This window comes from Pseudolysinimonas sp. (genome assembly GCF_044239695.1).
Taxonomy (GTDB): domain Bacteria; phylum Actinomycetota; class Actinomycetes; order Actinomycetales; family Microbacteriaceae; genus Pseudolysinimonas_A.
Genome location: NZ_JBIIAW010000065.1, coordinates 1 through 18,055 on the forward strand (window position 1 = coordinate 1; position 18,055 = coordinate 18,055).

General features: G+C 71.4%; 19 protein-coding genes and 1 pseudogene. 10 read left to right on the top strand and 10 right to left on the bottom strand.

Annotation, left to right across the window (positions count from 1 at the left end; all coding sequences use genetic code 11):
• Nucleotides 1–6 precede the first annotated feature (6 nt).
• Genes ACILQS_RS10670 through holA form a run of 3 tightly spaced genes read left to right on the top strand, consistent with a single transcriptional unit; the run spans nucleotide 7 to nucleotide 3,423 of the window.
• Nucleotides 7–153, top strand: coding sequence for a ComEA family DNA-binding protein (locus ACILQS_RS10670; protein ID WP_395640125.1), 147 nt, complete (start codon nucleotides 7–9; stop codon nucleotides 151–153).
• Nucleotides 150–2,387 carry a ComEC/Rec2 family competence protein gene (locus ACILQS_RS10675; RefSeq protein ID WP_395640107.1) on the top strand — a complete coding sequence of 746 codons (2,238 nt, stop codon included), beginning with the start codon at nucleotides 150–152 and terminating at the stop codon, nucleotides 2,385–2,387. The genes ACILQS_RS10670 and ACILQS_RS10675 overlap by 4 nt, the downstream gene beginning before the upstream one ends.
• A gap of 10 nt (nucleotides 2,388–2,397) precedes the next feature.
• Nucleotides 2,398–3,423 (top strand): DNA polymerase III subunit delta, encoded by a 1,026-nt coding sequence (gene holA / locus ACILQS_RS10680; RefSeq protein ID WP_395640108.1) that lies wholly within the window; start codon nucleotides 2,398–2,400, stop codon nucleotides 3,421–3,423.
• 174 nt (nucleotides 3,424–3,597) lie between these two features.
• Here the strand turns inward: holA and rpsT are convergent.
• A pseudogene (rpsT, locus tag ACILQS_RS10685) lies at nucleotides 3,598–3,855 on the bottom strand (30S ribosomal protein S20); the annotation flags it as partial.
• Between the two features lie 216 nt (nucleotides 3,856–4,071).
• Here rpsT and ACILQS_RS10690 point away from each other — a divergent pair.
• Nucleotides 4,072–4,419, top strand: coding sequence for a hypothetical protein (locus ACILQS_RS10690; RefSeq protein ID WP_395640109.1), 348 nt, complete (start codon nucleotides 4,072–4,074; stop codon nucleotides 4,417–4,419).
• 10 nt (nucleotides 4,420–4,429) lie between these two features.
• Here the strand turns inward: ACILQS_RS10690 and ACILQS_RS10695 are convergent, their stop codons facing one another.
• Entirely contained in the window at nucleotides 4,430–4,912 is a 483-nt protein-coding gene (locus tag ACILQS_RS10695) for an NUDIX hydrolase (protein WP_395640110.1), read from the bottom strand.
• A 52-nt stretch (nucleotides 4,913–4,964) separates the two neighbouring features.
• Here ACILQS_RS10695 and lepA point away from each other — a divergent pair, with 52 nt between their 5' ends.
• Nucleotides 4,965–6,812, top strand: coding sequence for a translation elongation factor 4 (gene lepA / locus ACILQS_RS10700; protein ID WP_395640111.1), 1,848 nt, complete (start codon nucleotides 4,965–4,967; stop codon nucleotides 6,810–6,812).
• Between the two features lie 21 nt (nucleotides 6,813–6,833).
• On the opposite strand, the gene ACILQS_RS10705 is transcribed toward lepA, so the two are convergent.
• Entirely contained in the window at nucleotides 6,834–7,058 is a 225-nt protein-coding gene (locus ACILQS_RS10705; protein ID WP_395640112.1) for a hypothetical protein, read from the bottom strand.
• A gap of 190 nt (nucleotides 7,059–7,248) precedes the next feature.
• On the opposite strand from ACILQS_RS10705, the gene ACILQS_RS10710 reads away from it, so the two are divergent.
• Complete coding sequence (locus tag ACILQS_RS10710; protein WP_395640113.1) at nucleotides 7,249–7,512, top strand: PASTA domain-containing protein; 264 nt, start codon at nucleotides 7,249–7,251, stop codon at nucleotides 7,510–7,512.
• On the opposite strand, the gene ACILQS_RS10715 is transcribed toward ACILQS_RS10710, so the two are convergent.
• Genes ACILQS_RS10715 through ACILQS_RS10740 form a run of 6 tightly spaced genes read right to left on the bottom strand, consistent with a single transcriptional unit; the run spans nucleotide 7,496 to nucleotide 13,684 of the window.
• Complete coding sequence (locus ACILQS_RS10715; RefSeq protein ID WP_395640114.1) at nucleotides 7,496–7,915, bottom strand: ester cyclase; 420 nt, start codon at nucleotides 7,913–7,915, stop codon at nucleotides 7,496–7,498. The two genes, ACILQS_RS10710 and ACILQS_RS10715, sit on opposite strands and share 17 nt — an antisense overlap.
• Nucleotides 7,912–9,546, bottom strand: coding sequence for an ABC transporter permease (locus tag ACILQS_RS10720; RefSeq protein WP_395640115.1), 1,635 nt, complete (start codon nucleotides 9,544–9,546; stop codon nucleotides 7,912–7,914). The genes ACILQS_RS10715 and ACILQS_RS10720 overlap by 4 nt, the downstream gene beginning before the upstream one ends.
• A complete protein-coding gene (locus tag ACILQS_RS10725; protein ID WP_395640116.1) occupies nucleotides 9,543–10,712 on the bottom strand; it encodes a mandelate racemase/muconate lactonizing enzyme family protein in 1,170 nt (389 codons plus the stop codon). The genes ACILQS_RS10720 and ACILQS_RS10725 overlap by 4 nt, the downstream gene beginning before the upstream one ends.
• Nucleotides 10,709–11,764, bottom strand: a complete 1,056-nt coding sequence (locus tag ACILQS_RS10730) for an ABC transporter substrate-binding protein (RefSeq protein ID WP_395640117.1) — start codon at nucleotides 11,762–11,764, stop codon at nucleotides 10,709–10,711. The genes ACILQS_RS10725 and ACILQS_RS10730 overlap by 4 nt, the downstream gene beginning before the upstream one ends.
• Before the next feature lie 52 nt (nucleotides 11,765–11,816).
• Nucleotides 11,817–12,635 carry an ABC transporter ATP-binding protein gene (locus ACILQS_RS10735; protein WP_395640118.1) on the bottom strand — a complete coding sequence of 273 codons (819 nt, stop codon included), beginning with the start codon at nucleotides 12,633–12,635 and terminating at the stop codon, nucleotides 11,817–11,819.
• Nucleotides 12,632–13,684: an isopenicillin N synthase family dioxygenase gene (locus ACILQS_RS10740; protein WP_395640119.1), complete on the bottom strand. Its 1,053-nt coding sequence runs from the start codon at nucleotides 13,682–13,684 to the stop codon at nucleotides 12,632–12,634. Before ACILQS_RS10740 ends, ACILQS_RS10735 begins: the two co-directional genes overlap by 4 nt.
• A gap of 228 nt (nucleotides 13,685–13,912) precedes the next feature.
• On the opposite strand from ACILQS_RS10740, the gene ACILQS_RS10745 reads away from it, so the two are divergent.
• The 4 genes from ACILQS_RS10745 (at nucleotide 13,913) to hemW (ending at nucleotide 17,578) form a co-directional block, all read left to right on the top strand.
• Nucleotides 13,913–14,827: a hypothetical protein gene (locus tag ACILQS_RS10745; protein WP_395640120.1), complete on the top strand. Its 915-nt coding sequence runs from the start codon at nucleotides 13,913–13,915 to the stop codon at nucleotides 14,825–14,827.
• Nucleotides 14,828–14,941: 114 nt separating this feature from the next.
• The gene (locus ACILQS_RS10750) at nucleotides 14,942–15,622 is read left to right on the top strand and encodes a GNAT family N-acetyltransferase (protein WP_395640121.1); all 681 of its coding nucleotides are present in this window, start codon (nucleotides 14,942–14,944) and stop codon (nucleotides 15,620–15,622) included.
• Nucleotides 15,623–15,672: 50 nt separating this feature from the next.
• Nucleotides 15,673–16,344, top strand: coding sequence for a DUF1990 family protein (locus ACILQS_RS10755; protein WP_395640122.1), 672 nt, complete (start codon nucleotides 15,673–15,675; stop codon nucleotides 16,342–16,344).
• Nucleotides 16,345–16,351: 7 nt separating this feature from the next.
• Nucleotides 16,352–17,578, top strand: a complete 1,227-nt coding sequence (gene hemW / locus ACILQS_RS10760) for a radical SAM family heme chaperone HemW (protein WP_395640123.1) — start codon at nucleotides 16,352–16,354, stop codon at nucleotides 17,576–17,578.
• Nucleotides 17,579–17,589: 11 nt separating this feature from the next.
• Here the strand turns inward: hemW and ACILQS_RS10765 are convergent, their stop codons facing one another.
• Nucleotides 17,590–17,952 carry a DUF4870 domain-containing protein gene (locus ACILQS_RS10765; protein ID WP_395640124.1) on the bottom strand — a complete coding sequence of 121 codons (363 nt, stop codon included), beginning with the start codon at nucleotides 17,950–17,952 and terminating at the stop codon, nucleotides 17,590–17,592.
• Nucleotides 17,953–18,055 lie beyond the last annotated feature (103 nt).

Below are 18,055 nucleotides of genomic sequence, written 5' to 3' on the forward strand. Positions count from 1 at the left end.
GACACGCTGCCGGGCGTCGGGCCGGCGACGGCGCAGAAGATCCTGGCCTGGCGGGAGCAGAACGGGCGTTTCGAGTCGGTCGAGGACCTGCTCGATGTCGGCGGCATCGGCGAGGCGAAACTGGATGCGATCCGCGACCTGGTGACGGTGTGACGGTCCCGGCGCGGTGGCGGCTGCTGCCCGCGGCCGCCCTCGCCTGGCTCGCGGCTGGCGTCGCGATCGGAGTTCCGGATGCCGCCCTCGCGTCCGCCGTGGTCGCGGCGCTGGCCGCGGGTGGGCTCGTGATCGCGGCCGTGCGGGTGCGCGTCCTCATCCTGCCGGCACTCGCCGTCGGAGCCGCGTCCCTCGTGCTCGCATCGATCGCCGTGACGGCGCCGGGCCGAGCTCCGGCCGAGGTGGTCGGGGTCGCCGCGTCGGGGCGGTCGATCGAGCTCGAGGTGGTGGTCGGCGGGCGCACCGTCGAGGGACGCTTCGCGGGGGTGCTGTCCGGCACCCGGGTGCCGGTGCTCGTCTTCGCCGACCCCGGGATGTCGCCGCCGATCGGGGCGACGGTGGCCTTCCGGGGCGACCTCGAGCCGACCGACCCGGGGGAGGATGTCGCGTTTCTCGTGTTCGCGAAGGGTGACGTCGAGATCGCGGGGGAGCCCCCTCCGCTGCTGGCGTGGGCGCACGGCATCCGCTCGGCTTTCCTGGCGGCGACCACCGGGCTGCCCGAACCGGGCGGCGGGCTGCTGCCGGGGCTCGCGATCGGCGACACCACCCGCGTGCCCGAGTCGCTCGACGCCGCCATGAAGGCGTCGAGCCTGAGCCACCTCACCGCGGTGTCAGGGGCCAACTGCGCGATCGTCGTCGGGGCTGCCCTCGCCGTGGCGGCGTTGCTCGGCGCGCCGCTGCCCGTGCGGCTCGGGGTCGCGGCGGTCGCGTTGCTCGGATTCGTGGTGCTCGTCACGCCCGAGCCCAGTGTGCTGCGCGCCGCCGTCATGGCGGGTCTGGCCCTCGGGGCCGTCGCCCTGGGTCGTCCGGCGCTCGGGGTGCCCGTGCTGTGCGCGGCCGTCATCCTGCTGCTGGTCGCCGACCCCTGGCTGGCTCGCTCTTACGGCTTCGCGCTCTCCGCCCTGGCGACGGCCGGACTGCTGCTGCTCGCGGGGCCGCTCGGGGCCGCACTCGGGCGGGTGCTGCCCGCGGGGCTCGCGACGGTGCTGGCGATCCCTCTCGCCGCACAGCTCGCCTGCCAGCCCGTGCTGCTGCTGCTCGACGCGTCGCTGCCGCTGTACGGGGTGCCGGCGAACCTGATCGCCGCCCCGGCCGCGCCGCTGGCGACGGTGCTCGGCCTGCTCGCCTGTCTCGTCGGGCCGATCCTGCCGCCCGTGGGCGCGGCGCTCGCGTGGCTCGGCTGGCTTCCGGCGTCGTGGATCGCGGCCGTCGCGACGCTGTTCGCCGGGCTCCCGGGGGCGCGCGGCGTGTGGCCCGGGGGACCGGGTGGCGTGCTGCTGCTCACCGCGATCGAGGTGGCCGCGCTCGTCGCCGTGCTCGGGGCGGGGCGATCACGACTCTGGGCGCGTGGGCTGTGCCTCGTCACCGTCGTGGCTTATGCGGCCGCGTCGATCGGGGGCGTGGTCGCCACCCGGGTGGGGCGCCCACCGGAGTGGCAGTACGCGATGTGCGACGTCGGGCAGGGCGACGCGACGCTCGTGCGCAGCGGCAACGCGATCGCCCTCGTCGACCTCGGCGCGGAACCGGCGCTCCTGCGGGCGTGCCTCGACGACCTCGGCATCGGGCGGCTCGACCTCGTCGTGCTCACCCACTTCGACCTCGACCACGTCGGCGGCGCGGAGGCGGTGCTCGGGCGGGCGGATCGCGTGCTGACGGGGCCTCCGGGGGAGGAGTCCGACGAGCGGCTGCTCGCCGCGTTCGCCGCCGCCGGGGCGGTCGTGCAGCACGTCGACCGGGGCGACCGCGGCGTGCTCGACGACCTGCGCTGGGAGGTGCTCTGGCCGCCCGCACGCGGCGTCACGCCCGGCAACCCGGCGAGCGTCACCCTGCGGTGGACGTGCGGGAGCGACCCGTGCCTGACCTCCGTCATGCTGGGTGATCTCGGCGAGGAGTCCCAGGCGCGGATGGCCGGTGCGACGGCCCCCGGGCGCGTGGATGTCGTCAAGGTCTCCCATCACGGCTCGGCCGACCAGTCGGCGCGGCTCTACGAGCAACTGGATGCCACGGTCGGGTTGATCGGCGTCGGCTCCGACAACGACTACGGGCACCCGACCGACGCACTTCTCGGCATCCTCGCCTCGACCGGCACGACGCCGCTGCGCACCGACCAGCACGGGCTGATCCTGGTGGCGCCGGGCGACGACGGAGGCGTCGAGGTCTGGACCTCCCGGTAACCTGAAGCCGATGGCATCCACCTCCCGCGGTCGCCCGGCCCCCTCCCGCGCGTCGATCCCGCAACTTCCGTGGGACCAGGTGCGCCCCGCGCCGATCGTGCTCGTCAGCGGCACCGAGACGGTGCTCGCCGACCGGGCGATCCGGCTGCTGCGCGACATCCTGCGGGCGGAGGACCCGAGCCTCGAGGTCTCCGACATCGACGCCGGCGGGTACGCCCCCGGCCAACTGCTCACGCTGGCGAGCCCGAGCCTGTTCGCCGAGCCGCGCCTCATCCGCGTGGCCAACGTCGACAAGATGACGGATGCCTTCCTCGACGAGACCCTCGCCTACCTGAACGCGCCGGCCGACGAGACGTACCTCGTGCTGCGCTACCCGAGCGGAACACGGGGCAAGAAGCTGCTCGACGCGATCCGGGCAGGCACCGGGGGTGGCATCGAGGTGGTCTGCGCCGAACTCAAACGCGATAGCGACAAGCAGGACTTCGTCTCCGCCGAGTTCCGCGCCGCGAATCGCAAGATCACCGGGGGCGGGCTGCGCGCCCTCGTCAGCGCCTTCTCCGACGACCTCGCCGAACTCGCGTCGGCCTGCCAGCAGTTGCTCGCCGACACCCACGACGACGTCACCGAGGAGACCGTCGCGAAGTACTACGGCGGCCGCGTCGAGACGACGGCGTTCGCCGTCGCCGATGCCGCGATCGCCGGGCACCACGGCGAGGCGCTCGGGCTGCTCCGTCATGCCCTCGCCTCGGGAGCCGACCCCGTGCCGATGGTCGCCGCGTTCGCGAGCAAGATCCGCACGATGGCGAAGCTCGCCGGGCAACGCGGATCGTCGAACGACCTCGCCCAGCGGTTCGGGCTCGCCCCGTGGCAGGTCGACCGCGCCAAGCGCGATCTGCAGGGCTGGACGGATGCCGGCCTCGGCCGCGCGATCCGGGTGCTCGCCGAGACCGATGCCCAGGTGAAGGGCGGCGGCCGCGATCCCGTCTACGCGCTCGAGGTCATGATCGAGAAGCTCAGCGACCGCTCCCTGCGCTGAAGTCTGGACACCACGAGGCCCGGGAACGACGAAGGCCCCCGTCCGCAGACGAGGGCCTTCGTGAGGGTCTTACTTGGCGGCGGCAGCCTTGGCCGGAGCCTTGGCGGCGGGCTTCTTCGCGGCAGCCGGGGCCTTCTCCTTCACCGGAGCGGCCTTCGGCACCGAGCCGGCCGGCAGGCCGGCGACGGCCTTGGCGAGCGCCGACTTGCGGTTGGCGGCCTGGTTGGCGTGGATGACGCCCTTGCTGGTCGCCTTGTCGAGTCGCTTGGTGGCGACGACGAGCGCGGCCTGCGCGAGCGCCGAGTCACCGGCCGCGACGGCCTCGCGCGTGGCGCGCACGGCGGTCTTGAGCTGGCTCTTGACGGCCTTGTTGCGCTCCTGCGCCTTCTTGTTGGTGCCGATGCGCTTGATCTGCGACTTGATATTGGCCATGACGATATGTCTTTCGTTTCGTTCGGAAGGTTGTCTACCCGGAGCGGTAGAGGGGCGCTTCCGGATGAATCGTGTGGGAGGAACAGACCACACGGAAACCAAGGGGCTACGTTACCGGATCGCGGCATCCGCGGCAATCCGACCGCGGCCGCCCACCGCCCCGATCCGGGGGTTCGCCCCACTGTGCGCCGACATCCGGATTTCTAGCCTGGAGCCATGACCACCGAAACCCTTCCTCCGGCCGTGGAGACGGCCACCCCCGCCACTGCCTCGACGAGCAACACCTACAGCGTGCTCGGCCTCGTGCTCTCGATCCTCTCCATCCCGCTCGGGATGGGTCCGCTCGCGGTCGCCGGCGTCATCCTCGGCTTCTTCGGGCGCGCCAAGGAGCCGGCCGCCGTGACCACCGCCAACTGGGCGATCGTCGTCGGTCTGATCTCGCTGTTCGGCTGGATCGTGCTCGCGATCACCGGATTCGTGTTGTTCGCGCCCTGGGTGCTCGGCGCCTGGGTGTTCACCGGATTCACCGACTTCTCGGGCTTCTCCGGCTTCGTCGGGTTCTGAGCCGTCGAACTCACCAACCAAGGGGTCCGCGTGCGAAGTACGCGGGCCCCTCGTTGCCGATCGCGTAGCGCACTCGCGCGGTCATCTCGGGGCTCATCGTCGGCATCCCGTCGAGCGGGAACCAGGCGACCTCGCTGGCTTCGCCGTCGACCGGGCGGGGATCCCCACCGACGTAGCGGCAGCGGAAGGTCAGATCGAGATACTGCGCCTGGTCACCGTTGTCGTACACGACCTGGCGGGTGACCCAGGTGGACGTCAGCCGCTCCACCTCGATGTCGACGTTCGCTTCTTCGAGCGCTTCGCGCACGAGCGTCACCGCCGGCTCCTCGCCCGGGTCGATGATGCCGGTGATCGGCGTCCACTGCCCGTCGTCGGAGCGGCGGATGAGCAGGATGCGGGCACCGTCGAGAACGACGGCCGACGCCCCCGACAACCAGAGCGGCGTCGTGCCGACCTTCGCGCGCAGGTCTCGGACGAAGTCGGGGATCGGCATCCTTCGATGCTCGCACAGCGCTCCCGCCCGGGTCTGCGAGAATCGACACCAAATGCCCCGCGCCAGCACGCCCCTGCCTCCGGCCGCGACCGACCCGTCGCGCATCCGGAACTTCTGCATCATCGCGCACATCGACCACGGCAAGTCGACGCTCGCCGACCGGATGCTCGGCATCACCGGCATCGTGTCCGACCGCGACATGCGCGCGCAGTACCTCGACCGCATGGACATCGAGCGCGAGCGCGGCATCACGATCAAGAGCCAGGCCGTGCGGATGCCGTGGGCCGTCGACGGCACCACCTACGCCCTGAACATGATCGACACCCCCGGGCACGTCGACTTCACCTATGAGGTGTCGCGCTCGCTCGCCGCGTGCGAGGGCGCGATCCTGCTCGTCGACGCCGCTCAGGGGATCGAGGCGCAGACCCTCGCCAACCTCTACCTCGCGCTCGACAACGACCTCGAGATCATCCCGGTGCTCAACAAGATCGACCTGCCGGCCGCCGACCCCGAGAAGTACGCCGCCGAGATCGCCGGGCTGATCGGCGGCGACCCGAACGAGGTCATGCGCGTCAGCGGCAAGACCGGCATGGGCGTCGAGGCACTGCTCGACCGCGTCGTGCAGCGCGTGCCGGCCCCCGTCGGCGACCCGAACGCGCCTGCGCGCGCGGCGATCTTCGACTCCGTCTACGACTCCTACCGCGGGGTCGTCACCTATGTGCGCATGGTCGACGGCTCGCTCAAGCCGCGGGAGCGCATCCAGATGATGTCGACCCGCGCGGTGCACGAGATCCTCGAGATCGGCGTCTCGTCACCGGAGCCCACCCCGTCGAACGGTCTCGGCGTCGGCGAGGTCGGCTACCTGATCACCGGTGTGAAGGACGTGCGCCAGTCGAAGGTCGGCGACACCGTCACGACCGCCTCGAAGCCGGCCACGCAGGCGCTGCCGGGCTACACCGAGCCGCTGCCGATGGTCTTCTCGGGCATCTACCCGATCGACGGCAGCGACTACCCCGACCTGCGCGAAGCCCTCGACAAGCTGAAGCTGTCGGATGCCGCCCTCAACTACGAGCCGGAGACCTCGGTCGCGCTCGGCTTCGGCTTCCGCTGCGGCTTCCTCGGACTGCTGCACCTCGAGATCGTCACCGAGCGCCTCGAGCGGGAGTTCGGGCTGGACCTCATCACGACCGCGCCGAGCGTGATCTACGAGGTCACGACGGAAGACAAGAAGACCGTCACCGTCACCAACCCGTCGGAGTACCCCGACGGCAAGATCTCGAGCGTGAAGGAGCCGATCGTCAAGGCGTCGATCCTCGCGCCGAAGGATTACGTCGGCACGATCATGGAACTGTGCCAGGGTCGCCGCGGCACCCTCGGCGGCATGGACTACATCGGCACCGACCGCGTCGAACTGCACTACACGATGCCGCTCGGCGAGATCGTGTTCGACTTCTTCGACCAGCTGAAGTCCCGCACGCAGGGCTATGCGTCGCTCGATTACGAGCCCGCCGGCGAGCAGGAGGCCGACCTCGTGAAGGTCGACATCCTGCTCCAGGGCGAGCAGGTGGATGCCTTCAGCGCGATCGTGCACAAGGACAAGGCCTACGCGTACGGCGTGCTGATGACCGGACGTCTGCGCGAACTCATCCCGCGCCAACAGTTCGAGGTGCCGATCCAGGCCGCGATCGGCGCCCGCATCATCGCGCGCGAGTCGATCCGCGCGATGCGCAAAGACGTGCTCGCCAAGTGCTACGGCGGCGACATCACCCGCAAGCGCAAGCTGCTCGAGAAGCAGAAGGAGGGCAAGAAGCGCATGAAGATGGTCGGCCGCGTCGAGGTCCCCCAGGAGGCGTTCATCGCCGCGCTCTCGGGGGATGTCGAGAAGAAGGACAAGAAGTAGCGGCTCCGACGCGGGTTGGGTTCACCAGCCCATGTCTTTCGCCACCTCGCGACGGGCGCGCTCGACTCGGTCCTCCGACAGCTCACCGGGGACGGACTGTTCGAGGCGTGTCAGCAGGTCAGTCAGCGCCTGCTTGACCGCGGGGTCATCGGCGGGGAGACGCTCCATGTCGACCTTGCTGATCCAGTCCCACAAGACGATGGCGTCTTCACGCCACAGCATGATCTCGACGTTCGGATTGTCCACGACCGCACCCTATCCGGGCGCGAGATGAGGCGCGCTTACCGCGAAGAAGGACACGAGCGAGCGCTCGATCGCGTCACGGAGGGTGTACTCAACTCTCGGGATTCCGATGCCTCATCGACGTATGCGCGATCAACCCCCGGATTTCCGAGAGTTGGGGACGCCACGGGGGACCAAGGCGCATGCTGGAGGCATGACGCGCGAGATGGTGACGGTGCCGGATGTCGTCGGCCTGCCGTTCCACGTCGGGCGCGACCTCGCTTCGGAGGCGGGCGTGACTCTCGCCAACCCCGATCCCGACGGCCCGCCGATCAGCGCCCTGGCGTGGCCGGGGCTCTTCTACATCACGTCCCAATCCCCGCCGCCGGGCACCCGCATCGAGCGATGGGACTCCGTCGTGATCGAGGTCGAGCAGTACCGCGGCGACGAGGCCGAGCCGGCTATTCGGGGTAGCTGAGCACGCCCATCTGCTCGTAGACGCTCAACCCGTCCCAGAGCGACTGGCAGGCCACGATGCGACCGTCGGCGACGCGGAAGATGTCGACCCCCGTCATCGTGATGTCCTTGCCCGTCGCGGCGACGGAGCCGTAGGGGCCGACGTGGCGGCCGGTGGTCTCCCAGTGCAGCACGACCTTGTCGTCCTGCCCGATCAGGTCGAGGATGCTCGCCCGCACGTCGGTGAACGCACCGCGGTAGCGCGTCACGTCATCCCGGATCGCTTCGATCGTCGAGTCGGCGAACCCGCTGACCTCGACGGCGGCCGCCGGGTTCCAGCAGTCGTCGAGGGCGGTGAGGTCGTCGCGCATCCACATCCGCTCGTGGTATTCGCGCACGACCGCGATGTTCTGTTCGACGGTCACGAGGATGCTCCTTCGGATCGGGGTTGGCCCCAACGGCGGTGGACGAGGCGGTCGATGCTGCCGAACACGGTGAAGACGAGCAGCGACAGCACGACGATCAGAACCGCGGAGCCGAACGCCGGCGCCATGTTGAACAGCCGGTACTGGTAGGTGAAGTCGACGCCGAGTCCGGTGGTGCCGATCAGGGATTCGCCGACGACGGTGGCGATGATCGCCGAACTGGCGGCGATGCGGATGCCGGTCGAGATGTGCGGCAGCGCGCTCGGCAGCACGACCCACCGCAGGATGTCGGCGCGGCCCGAGCCCCACGACCGGGCGAGGTCGAGGTGGGCGGTCGACGCGGCTTCGAGTCCGGAACGCGTGTAGACGAAGATCGGCAGCACGACGAGCACCGACGCGATCACGACGACGGTGCCGCCGCCGTAGCCGAGCAGGCGCGCGAGCAACGGGAACATCGCGATCAGCGGTGTCGCGGTCAGCAGCACCATGCCGGGCACGACGATGCCCTGCGCGAACGACGAGACACGCGCGAGCGCCGCGAGGCTCATCCCGACCGCCGAGCCCAGCAGGAGGGCGAGCGCGGCGGTCGTGCAGGTCTGGCCGACGAGGGCGAGGTAGTCCAGTGGCCGCGCGACGAGGTCGCCGAGCACGGCGGTCGGCTGCGGGGCGACGAGCGGGGAGATCCCGGCGACCGTGATCCAGGTCTGCCAGATCCCCACCAGCAGCAACGTGAGCACGACGACCTCGATGGTCGTGCGGGTGGCGCGGCGCCGCCACGACTCGGCCGGTGCCGGGGGCAGGCCGATCGAGGCCCCGTACCGGCGACGGAGCAGCGCGTGGGCGGCGCCCGCGACGCCGTACGACAGGAGGCCGCCGGCGGCGGCGAGGATCGATGCCGACCACAGGAGCGTCACGTTGCCGGCCTGCATCCCCGAGATGAGCAGGATGCCCAGACCCGAGGTCGAGCCGTACCACTCGCCGTAGATCGTGCCGGCGATCGCGGCGGGGGCGGCGATCTTGAGCCCCTCGACGATCGACGGCAGGGCGCGGGGGATGGTGAGGAGGGCGGCGGTGGACGTTCTCGATGCCCCGGTCGAGACGAACAGCTCGCGCAGTGCGCCTTCGCTCGACGCGAGACCCACCGAGACCGCGACGAAGATCGGGAAGTAGACCGCGAGGGCGGCGATCGCGACCGGTCCGGAGTCGCGGCCGGCGACGACGAGCACGACCGGCCCGATCGCGACCCACGGGGCGGAGTTGGCGAGCGCGGCGATCTGGTCGACGACGCGGCGCAGCGGGCGCACCTGGTGGGCGACGAGCGCCGACACCGCGGCGAGGAGCCCGCCGATCAGCAACCCGGTGGCGGCGGCGCCGAAGGTGACGGATGCCGCGCGCATCGAGCGCGCGAGGGTCGCCGGATCGAGCACGGCGGCGACGGCATCGCCGGGTCCGATCACGAAGCCGTTCGCGAGCCCGAGGCGCGCCGCGGCCTCCCAGGCGGCGAGCAGGATCACGACGCCGAGGGCGTGCACGGCGATCGTGCGCGCACGCGCCGGGAGGCGGGCGGCCGCCGGCCGCGCGGTCTCACGACTCGGCAGGAGCCGGCGCACCGGCGTGAGCACCCCGGTCATCGGGCCGCTCCGACCGTGCCGCGCTCGTGATCGGGGAAGACGTCGGTGTAGGTCTCGCCCGGAAGGTAGGGATACCGCGACTCGAGGTCGTCGGGCAGCTCGACGCCGAGGCCGGGACCCGTCGGCGGGCCGAGTCGCCCCTCCCGGATCGCGGAGAAGCCCAGGTCGGGAGCGAGGTCGTCGACGAGGGGCTGGTACGGATCGAGGTCGTACTCGACGAGCGGCACCCCCGCCGCGGCGGCCCAGTGCAGGTTCGCGGCGAGCCCGACGGCCGTCGGGCCGCCGACGTGCGGATACACCGGGATGCCGGCATCCGCCGCGATCCGCGCGACCTCGAGGCTTGCCAGCACGCCGCCGCAGATCGAGGCGTCGGGCTGGAAGATCCACGAGCCGCCGGTGCGGGCGAGCGCCGCGAACTGTCGCGGCGAGTAGACGCGCTCGCCGACCGCGATCGGGATCGGGCTGCGCTCGGCCAGCCAGGTGAGCGCAGCGGTGTCGTACTGCGGCAGCGGCTCCTCGAAGAACGTCACCCCGAGCGGTGCGACTCGTTCGGCGAGGGTGAGGGCCGTGCGGGCGTCGTGGAACCAGTAGGAGTCGACGCCGATCCGCACGTCGGGTCCGACCCGGTCGCGCACGGTCCGCACGACGTCGACATCCGCCTCGAGCTCCCGGCCGAGCCGCACCTTCACCGTGCCGATCCCGGCGGCGACGGCCGCGTCGAAGTAGGCGGCGTGCCAAGCGGCGCTCTCGTCGAACATCGTCGTGCCGGTGCCGTACAGCGGCATCGCGTCGGGCGAGCCGCCGAGCAGCTGCCAGACGGGAGCGTCGAGCGAACGGCCGAGGATGTCCCACAGCGCGAGCTCGACGGCGGCGATCGTCTGCGACGTGAGCCCGTCCCAGCCGAGGTAGCCGTCCATGCGGGTGCGCAGGTCGGCCAGCCGGGAGCGCACCTCGCGGGGCTCCCGGCCGACCAGAACCGGCGCGCAGACATCCCGGATCGCTGCCGCGAACACCGAGGGGTAGCTGTGACCCCAGTTGGTGCTCGCCTCTCCCCATCCCACGAGACCGGTGTCGGTCTCGATGCGCACGAGAGCGAAGCTGCGCATCATCGGCGGATCCGCTTTGCGGTAGCCGAGCGAGACGGGCGCGACCCGGGTGATCCTCATCCGGCGAGCAGCTTGTGCGCGGCGATCATGTACGACGTGTCGACGAACTCCGACACCGGGGGCAGCCCCGTCTCGCCGGCGGCCTCGTAGCTCACGAAGACGTTGTTCTCCATGTACTCCGGGTCGACGCTGAGGATGCCGACGCTGTCGGTGAAGTCGTTCTCGATGAGCGCGATGTAGGCCGCGTTCGCCTCGGTGGCGAAGTCGGCATCCAGCCCGCTGTCGAGTGCGTACTCGTCGACCGTCAGCGACACCCCGAGGGCCGGGTCGTCGATGTTCTTCTGCGCGCCCTTGATGAGCGCCGACAGCGCCGCAGCGACGGTGTCGGGGTTCTCCTCGAGGTAGGCCCGCGAGGCGAAGATCACGTCGCCGTAGGCCGAGAGGCCGAACTCGGTGAAGGTCTGCGAGGTCACGTCCTCGCCGGCCTGCCGCAACTGGATGGGCTGGTTGGAGATGTACGAGGTGATGACGTCGACCTCGCCCGCGACGAGCGGCTGCGGGTCGTAGCCCATCGGCACGAAGGTGTAGTCGACCGGGAGGCCGTTGATGCCGAAGATGGCGTCGATGCGGATCTGGTCGCCCTGGATGCCGCCGATGCGCTTGCCGACGAGATCTTCGGGGCCGGTGATCTCGGTCGACGACATCCAGGTGTACGCCGACGGCGATGCGTAGTACATCGCCCCGATCACGACGTAGTCGGCGCCTTCGGCGTTCGCCTGCACGAGCTGCAGCTCGTCCGAGGCGAGGCCGATGTCGGCCTGTCCTGCCGCGAGAACCTGCGCGACACCGGGCGTGTTCGGCCCGCCGTGCACGAACTCGGCCTCGATGCCGGCGTCGGCGAAGTAGCCCTCGCTGTCGGCGATGTAGAGGGCCGCCCACTCGACGTCGGGCACCCAGTTGAGGGCGAAGCGAACGGTCTCGAGTTCGCCGTCGCCGGTCTCGGCCGGTTCTGCCGCGCAGCCCGCGAGCAGGGCGAGGGCGCTGGATGCGGCCAGCAGCGCGACGGCGCCTCGACGTCGGCCGGGGGAGATCGTGCGGGGGGAGAGTTTCATGGCTGTGCCTTTCGTGGTGGGTTGGTGGAGCGGTGCGGTGCGAGGGAGGGGATCAGGACCGGGGGGCGGGGGCGTCGACGCCGAGTTCGTGCTCGACCCGGCGCACGAGGTCGACGAAGGCCGGACTCGTGAGGTGCTCGGGACGCCGCGGCTTCTCGATGTCGACCGGGATGCGCGCGACCACCCGGGCCGGGCGGGGACTCATCACGACGATCTCGTCGCTCAGCAGCACGGCCTCGGTGATCGAGTGCGTCACGAGCAGGGTGGTCGTCGGCTGGTCCTGCCAGACCGGCGGCAGCTCGAGGTTGAGCCGGCGCCGGGTGAGTTCGTCGACCGCCCCGAACGGCTCGTCGAGCAGCAGCAGCCGCGGGCGAGTGACGAGGCACCGCGCGATCGCGGCGCGCTGGCGCATCCCGCCCGAGAGCTGCGCCGGACGGGCGCGTTCGAAGCCCGCGAGCCCGACGAGGGCGAGCAGGGCCGCGATCCGCTCGGGGTCGTGCGGCCGACCGGTGAGCTTCAGGGCGAGCGCGAGATTCGACTCCACCGTGCGCCAGGGCAGCAGCGACGCATCCTGGAACGCGACGGCGATGTCGCCACGCGCTCGGGTCGCGTCGGGGGCGGCGCCGTCGATGCTCACCTCGCCGGTCGTGGCGGTGTCGAGCCCGGCGATGATCCGCAGCAGCGTCGACTTGCCGCATCCCGAAGGGCCGACGAGCGCCGTCGTCGTACCGGGTCGCAGTTCGAGGTCCACTGAGTCGATCGCCTGCACCGCACGCGGCCCGGAGCCGTAGCGCTTGCTCACCGCGTCGATCTGCACGGCGGGTCCGGCTCCGCGCGCGACCGCGGCGGCCGAGGTGAGGGTCGTGCTCATCGCGACGCCGCCACCCGGGCGCCCTCGCGCTCGGCGTTCGGGTTGAGCACGCCGGCGCGGGTGCCCGCGAGTTTCGCGCGGATGTGCTCGGTCGCCGACACCGGAGCGTAGAGCGGTTCCTCCCCGTCGGCCAGCAGCTGCGGTAGCGGCTCGATCACGGTGTCCCAGTTGCTGCCGTGGAAGTAGGCGACGCTGCGTCGGCGTTCGATGGTGCCGTCGATCACCGGGGGCTTGACGCGGTGGAGGGTCGACATCCAGTGCTCGTTCGTCCAGCGGGTCATCACGTCGCCGAGGTTCACCAGCAGCGCCCCCTCGTCGGGCGAGACGTCGTACCAGCCGCCGTCGGTGCCGAGCACCTGGAGCCCGCGCACCCGATCGGCCCAGAGCACGGTGATCACGCCGAAGTCGGTGTGCTCGCCCATGCCGCGCAGTTCGCCGTCGAGTTGCACCTGCATGCCCGGCGTGAGCGCGTAGTTGTTCATGCGTAGAGTGCCGGTGGCGCGGTCGAAGAGCGAGGCGACGAGTTCATCGGACAGCCCGAGGGCGTCCGCGCTGATCTCGACGAGCACCTCGGCGACGCGGCGGGCTTCGGCCAGATACGTCGTCACCTGCTCGGGGAAGTCGGGGAGGTCAGGCCAGACGTTCGCCTGGTACTGCTCCTCGAGCAGGTCGGCCCCCGGGTAGTCGTCGACGGTCAGACCGACGTTGAAGGCCTCGAAGAAGTCGTTCATCTTGTTGGCCGGCTCGACGCCGAGACTCAGGCTCGTGGCCTCCGACTTCGGCGGCGAGTAGCCCCGGTTGACGCCGGGCGGGGTGCGGTAGGCGAGCTTCTGCTCGGCGTCGAGGCCGAGGAAGAAGGCATCGGATGCCGACGCGAGCCCGGCGATGACCTCGTCGGGGACGCCGTGCCCGTGGATCTGGATGAAGCCCACCTCACGGCAGGCGCGATCGAAATCGCGGGCGACGGCGGCGCGGGCCGCGTCGTCGGCCGAGGAGGTGGAGGGGGTGAGATAGGGCGAGATGTCGATCGCCGGAACGCTGAATGCCACGGTACGTCTGTCCTTTTCGACCAGGCGGATGAGGGCAGCCCACGAGAGGGCTGCGCACTTCCCGTCTTCCGGTCATGGCTCGACGTGAGGTCGAGGCTCCAGGAACACCAAGTGACGAGACCCAGAGTGGGCCCGTCCTGTTTCGTCGGCGTTTCGTGACCGTTTCCCGGTAGTAACTTCTGGCCTCCGGCGCCCTCTGCCGGCCGATCGGCCACGCATGCTGAAGAGATGACCGCTGCCGACCGCCACGTTCGCGCGTGGCTGCGTGCCCCCGCGGACGGGTTCGTGTCGCAGTTCGGCGATGACGGTCCGTTCGGCGGGTTGACGCAGTGGGTGCGCGCCGCGGGCCCGGCGCTCGACCTCCACCTCTGGTCGGATGCGTCGGCCGCGATGCATCGCGCGCGCGTCGTGACGGGGACGGTGGGCCTGATCGACCTCGCCTGGTCACCCCACCGGTTCCGCATCGCCGCACGTCGCCCGTTCACCCGCGTCGCGGGCGGCTGGCTCGACGATGCCTGGCATCCGACCCGGGCGGCGGCCGAACGGGTGCGGCGTGCGGTGGCGTTCGGCGAGGTCGCTCGCGGGCTCGCCGCCTCCCGCGCCGCCTTCGGCATCGCCGCGCTCACCGGCCTCGGGATCGTCACCCAGGAGTACGCGCCGGTGCTCGCGGCACCGCTCGAAGCCACTCCCGAGGTCGCGGAGATCCGTCACGCGCTGATGCCCCCGCCGATCCCCGGCGGCGAACCGTTCTTCGCCTCGGCCCCCGACGCGGTCGCGGTCGGCGCCGACGGCGTGATCGAGTTCGTGCGCGTCTACTCGGCGCGGGCGCCGGAGTTGCGCTTCGCCGCAGCCCAAGCGGTCGCCGACCTCGACCTCTTCGCCGCGCTCGACCCGGCGTCCCGCCGCGATCAACTGGGGCACTTCGACCGGGTGGTCGCTGCGCGCGCCCGCTTGGGGCTCCCGACGACCCGGCGGGCCGCCGTCGACGTGCCGGCCCGAGCGCGGATCCTCGCGTCGGCCGATCTGTCACCACGTCTCGAGGAACAGTTCCGGTCGGTGCAGACGCGGCTCGTCGAACGCGGACTGCTGCGGGAGCGGGCGCTCCGGGTGGAGGTCGTCGAGGCGGTTAGCCTGGCGGTATGAGCATGTCCGCCCCCGCGTCCTCCCCGGTCGCCCCGGCGAGCACCTCGCCGAAGAGCCGCGCCGGTCAGGCGCAGGGCGGCGACGGCCTGCCGGTCGTCACCTGGAGCTGACCCGGTGACCGAGCACGTCCTCGACAATCCGGTCTGGCATTCCCTCACCGGACCGCTCGCGCATCTCTCCCGACGGGAGGGAACCGCGATCGGGTTCGATCCCGAGGTCTCGCCGTTCGTCGGCAGCGCGACCGACGGCGACGAGGCCTGGCGTGACCTGCTGCGGCTCGTCGGACCCGGGGGCACCGGGGTGATCGCGGGGTCGCCGCTGCCGCTGCCCAACGGGCTGTCCGTGCCGTTCCACGGGACCGGCTTCCAGATGCTCGCCGAGACCTGGGCTCCGGAGGCCGACCCCGGCACGGTGGATCTGGGACCCGAGGACGCCGCCGACATGCTCGACCTCGTCGAGCGCACCAAGCCCGGCCCGTTCCAGCCGCGCACCCACGAAGTCGGGCGGTACGTCGGCATCCGCCTCGACGGTCGCCTGGTCGCGATGGCGGGGGAGCGGCTGCACCCGCCGGGATTCACCGAGATCAGCGCCGTCTGCACCGATCCTGACGTGCGCGGGCAGGGGCTCGCGCAACGGGTGATGTCGACGATCGGTGCCGGCATCCGCGCGCGCGGCGAGACGCCGATGCTGCACGTGGCCGGGTTCAACGAGAACGCGATCCGGCTCTACCGGCGGATGGGATTCGTCGTGCGTCGCGAGATCGAGTTCGCCGGCTTCACGGTGCCTCCGGCCTAGCCTCCACTCGCGCGAGCGCGCCCGCGCCCCGGATCGGGGAGAATGGAAGGATGTCCGCGCCCGAAGTGAATGCGCACCTGCCGATCTGGCAACGTGCCGTGACCTACGCGGCGATCGGCGCGACCCACGACGACGAGTTCCTGCGCTACCCGCCGAAGGGGTACCGGGCGATCGAACGCAAGGTGCGTCTCGGGCACGGTGAGGAGCGCTGGCATCACGCCTGGACTGAGACGCTGAGCCTCGGCATCCAGCGCCGTTCGGGGCTGCGGGTGACGCGCGTCGACGCGCCCGCCGAGGTGATGGAGAACACCTATACGCCGGTGACGTTCGACGATGACGGGCAGCCCGTGCACCCCGCGTCCACCACCTCCGGCGAACAGGTCTACGCCGACACCGGTGCCCAGCTCGTGCGACCCGGCGACACCGCCGTGCTGCTGCTCGGCTGGGGACGGCTGAGCCTGCGCATCCCGGTGCGGATCGTCTACCTGGTCGACGAGCCGACCCGCCGGGGCTTCGCCTACGGCACCCTGCCCGGGCATCCCGAGAGCGGCGAGGAGGCCTTCATCGTCGAACGCCGCGACGACGACTCGGTGTGGCTGACCATCCGCGTCCTCTCCCGGCCGGGGCACCCCGCGCTGTGGGCGGTCTCCCCGCTGCTGCGTCTCGTGCAGGCGATCTTCCTGTCGCGGTACGAACACGCGCTCACCCGTCCGCTCGGCTGAGCCGACCGTGCCCTCCGCGCTCCCGATCGCCGACCCGGCCCCCGCCGACGGACTGCTGCCGTCGAGCGTCGCCGACGGCGCCGGCGAGCGCGACTTCGGCGTGTACGTTCACGTGCCGTTCTGCCGCGTGCGCTGCGGGTACTGCGACTTCAACACCTACACGGCGGCCGAGATCCGCGGCGTGAAGCAGTCGGACTACGCGGGGCAGGCGATCGCCGAGGTCGCGCTCGCCGCCGACGTGCTGCGCCGAGCCGACCTGCCGACCCGGGCGGCGCAGACGGTGTTCTTCGGCGGCGGGACCCCGACACTGCTGCCGGTCGCGGATCTCGCCGCGATGCTCGCCGCGGTGAAGGACGCCTGGGGGCTCGCTCCGGGGGCCGAGGTCACGACCGAGGCGAACCCCGACTCGGTCGACGCCGCGTCGTTGCTCGCCGTGAAGCGCGCCGGCTTCACCCGCGTCAGCTTCGGGATGCAGTCCGCCGTGCCGCACGTGCTCGCGACCCTCGAGCGCACCCACGATCCGGCGCGCGTCCCGCTCGTCGTGCAGTGGGCGCGGGATGCCGGGCTGCAGGTCAGTCTCGACCTCATCTACGGCACGCCCGGGGAGTCGCTGGGTGACTGGGCGGCCTCCCTCGACCTCGCGCTCGCGCAGAACCCCGACCACCTCAGCGCCTACGCCCTCATCGTCGAGGACGGCACCAAGCTCGCCCGGCAGATCTCCCGCGGCGAGGTGGCGCCGCCCGACGACGACCTGCAGGCCGACATGTACGACCTCGCCGACGCCTCGCTCGCCGCCGCCGGGTTCGGCTGGTACGAGGTCAGCAACTGGGCCCGTTCTGCCGAGAACCGCAGTCGGCACAACCTCGCCTACTGGACCGGCCAGGACTGGTGGGGGATCGGACCCGGCGCGCACAGCCACGTCGGCGGCGTGCGCTGGTGGAACGTGAAGCACCCCGCCGCCTACGCGTCGCGGCTCGCGGCGAACGAATCCCCCGCGGCGGGACGCGAGACGCTCGACCCCGAGACCCGTCGCGTCGAGGCCGTGCTGCTGCGGTCGCGGGTGAGCGACGGACTGCCGACATCCCTGCTCGACGCCGCCGGACGCACCGCCGTCGCGGGACTCATCGCCGACGGGCTCGTCGAGGGCGCCGCGGCGCTGAAGGGCCGCGTCGTGCTGACCCGGTCGGGGCGGCTGCTGGCGGATGCCGTCGTGCGACGGCTCCTCGCGGACTGACCCCCGGCGCCCTACCGCACGAAGTCGATCGCGAACGGGTAGCGGTAGTACGCGCCCTCGTTCGTCGCCCGCGCGGCGAGGATGCCGAACACGACACTCAGTGCCCACGCCGCGACGAGGATCACGAGTCCGACCCCGACCACGCTCGTCACGACCCCCACCACCTGGGCGATCGCCAGCGTGAGTTGGAAGTTGAGGGCGGCCACCGCGTGGTGGCGCACGAACGGGCCGCGATCCTTCAGCAGCAGGTAGCCGACGAGCGGGGCGACCCAGCCGAAGAAGATGCCGCCGATGTGCACGAGCACCGACCAGGTCTTCTCATCGGCGGGACTCAGCGGCGGAGCGGGCTGCGAGTAGGGGCCGGGTGCGCTCATGTGCGCCATTAAAGCAAGGAAGCCGGACCCGAGGGCCCGGCTTCCGTGCGCGACGCGCTTACTTGATGAAGCGGATGTTGACCGGGTAGCGGTAGCTGCCGCC

Excerpts from the sequence above, each read along its gene's own strand:
- lepA (WP_395640111.1), top strand. The coding sequence starts at position 4,965 with ATGCCCCGCGCCAGCACGCCCCTGCCTCCGGCCGCGACCGACCCGTCG.
- ACILQS_RS10725 (WP_395640116.1), bottom strand. The coding sequence starts at position 10,712 with ATGAGGATCACCCGGGTCGCGCCCGTCTCGCTCGGCTACCGCAAAGCG.
- ACILQS_RS10720 (WP_395640115.1), bottom strand. The coding sequence starts at position 9,546 with ATGACCGGGGTGCTCACGCCGGTGCGCCGGCTCCTGCCGAGTCGTGAG.
- ACILQS_RS10690 (WP_395640109.1), top strand. The coding sequence starts at position 4,072 with ATGACCACCGAAACCCTTCCTCCGGCCGTGGAGACGGCCACCCCCGCC.
- ACILQS_RS10745 (WP_395640120.1), top strand. The coding sequence starts at position 13,913 with ATGACCGCTGCCGACCGCCACGTTCGCGCGTGGCTGCGTGCCCCCGCG.
- ACILQS_RS10710 (WP_395640113.1), top strand. The coding sequence starts at position 7,249 with ATGACGCGCGAGATGGTGACGGTGCCGGATGTCGTCGGCCTGCCGTTC.
- holA (WP_395640108.1), top strand. The coding sequence starts at position 2,398 with ATGGCATCCACCTCCCGCGGTCGCCCGGCCCCCTCCCGCGCGTCGATC.
- ACILQS_RS10765 (WP_395640124.1), bottom strand. The coding sequence starts at position 17,952 with ATGAGCGCACCCGGCCCCTACTCGCAGCCCGCTCCGCCGCTGAGTCCC.
- ACILQS_RS10735 (WP_395640118.1), bottom strand. The coding sequence starts at position 12,635 with ATGAGCACGACCCTCACCTCGGCCGCCGCGGTCGCGCGCGGAGCCGGA.
- ACILQS_RS10695 (WP_395640110.1), bottom strand. The coding sequence starts at position 4,912 with ATGCCGATCCCCGACTTCGTCCGAGACCTGCGCGCGAAGGTCGGCACG.
- ACILQS_RS10755 (WP_395640122.1), top strand. The coding sequence starts at position 15,673 with ATGTCCGCGCCCGAAGTGAATGCGCACCTGCCGATCTGGCAACGTGCC.
- ACILQS_RS10730 (WP_395640117.1), bottom strand. The coding sequence starts at position 11,764 with ATGAAACTCTCCCCCCGCACGATCTCCCCCGGCCGACGTCGAGGCGCC.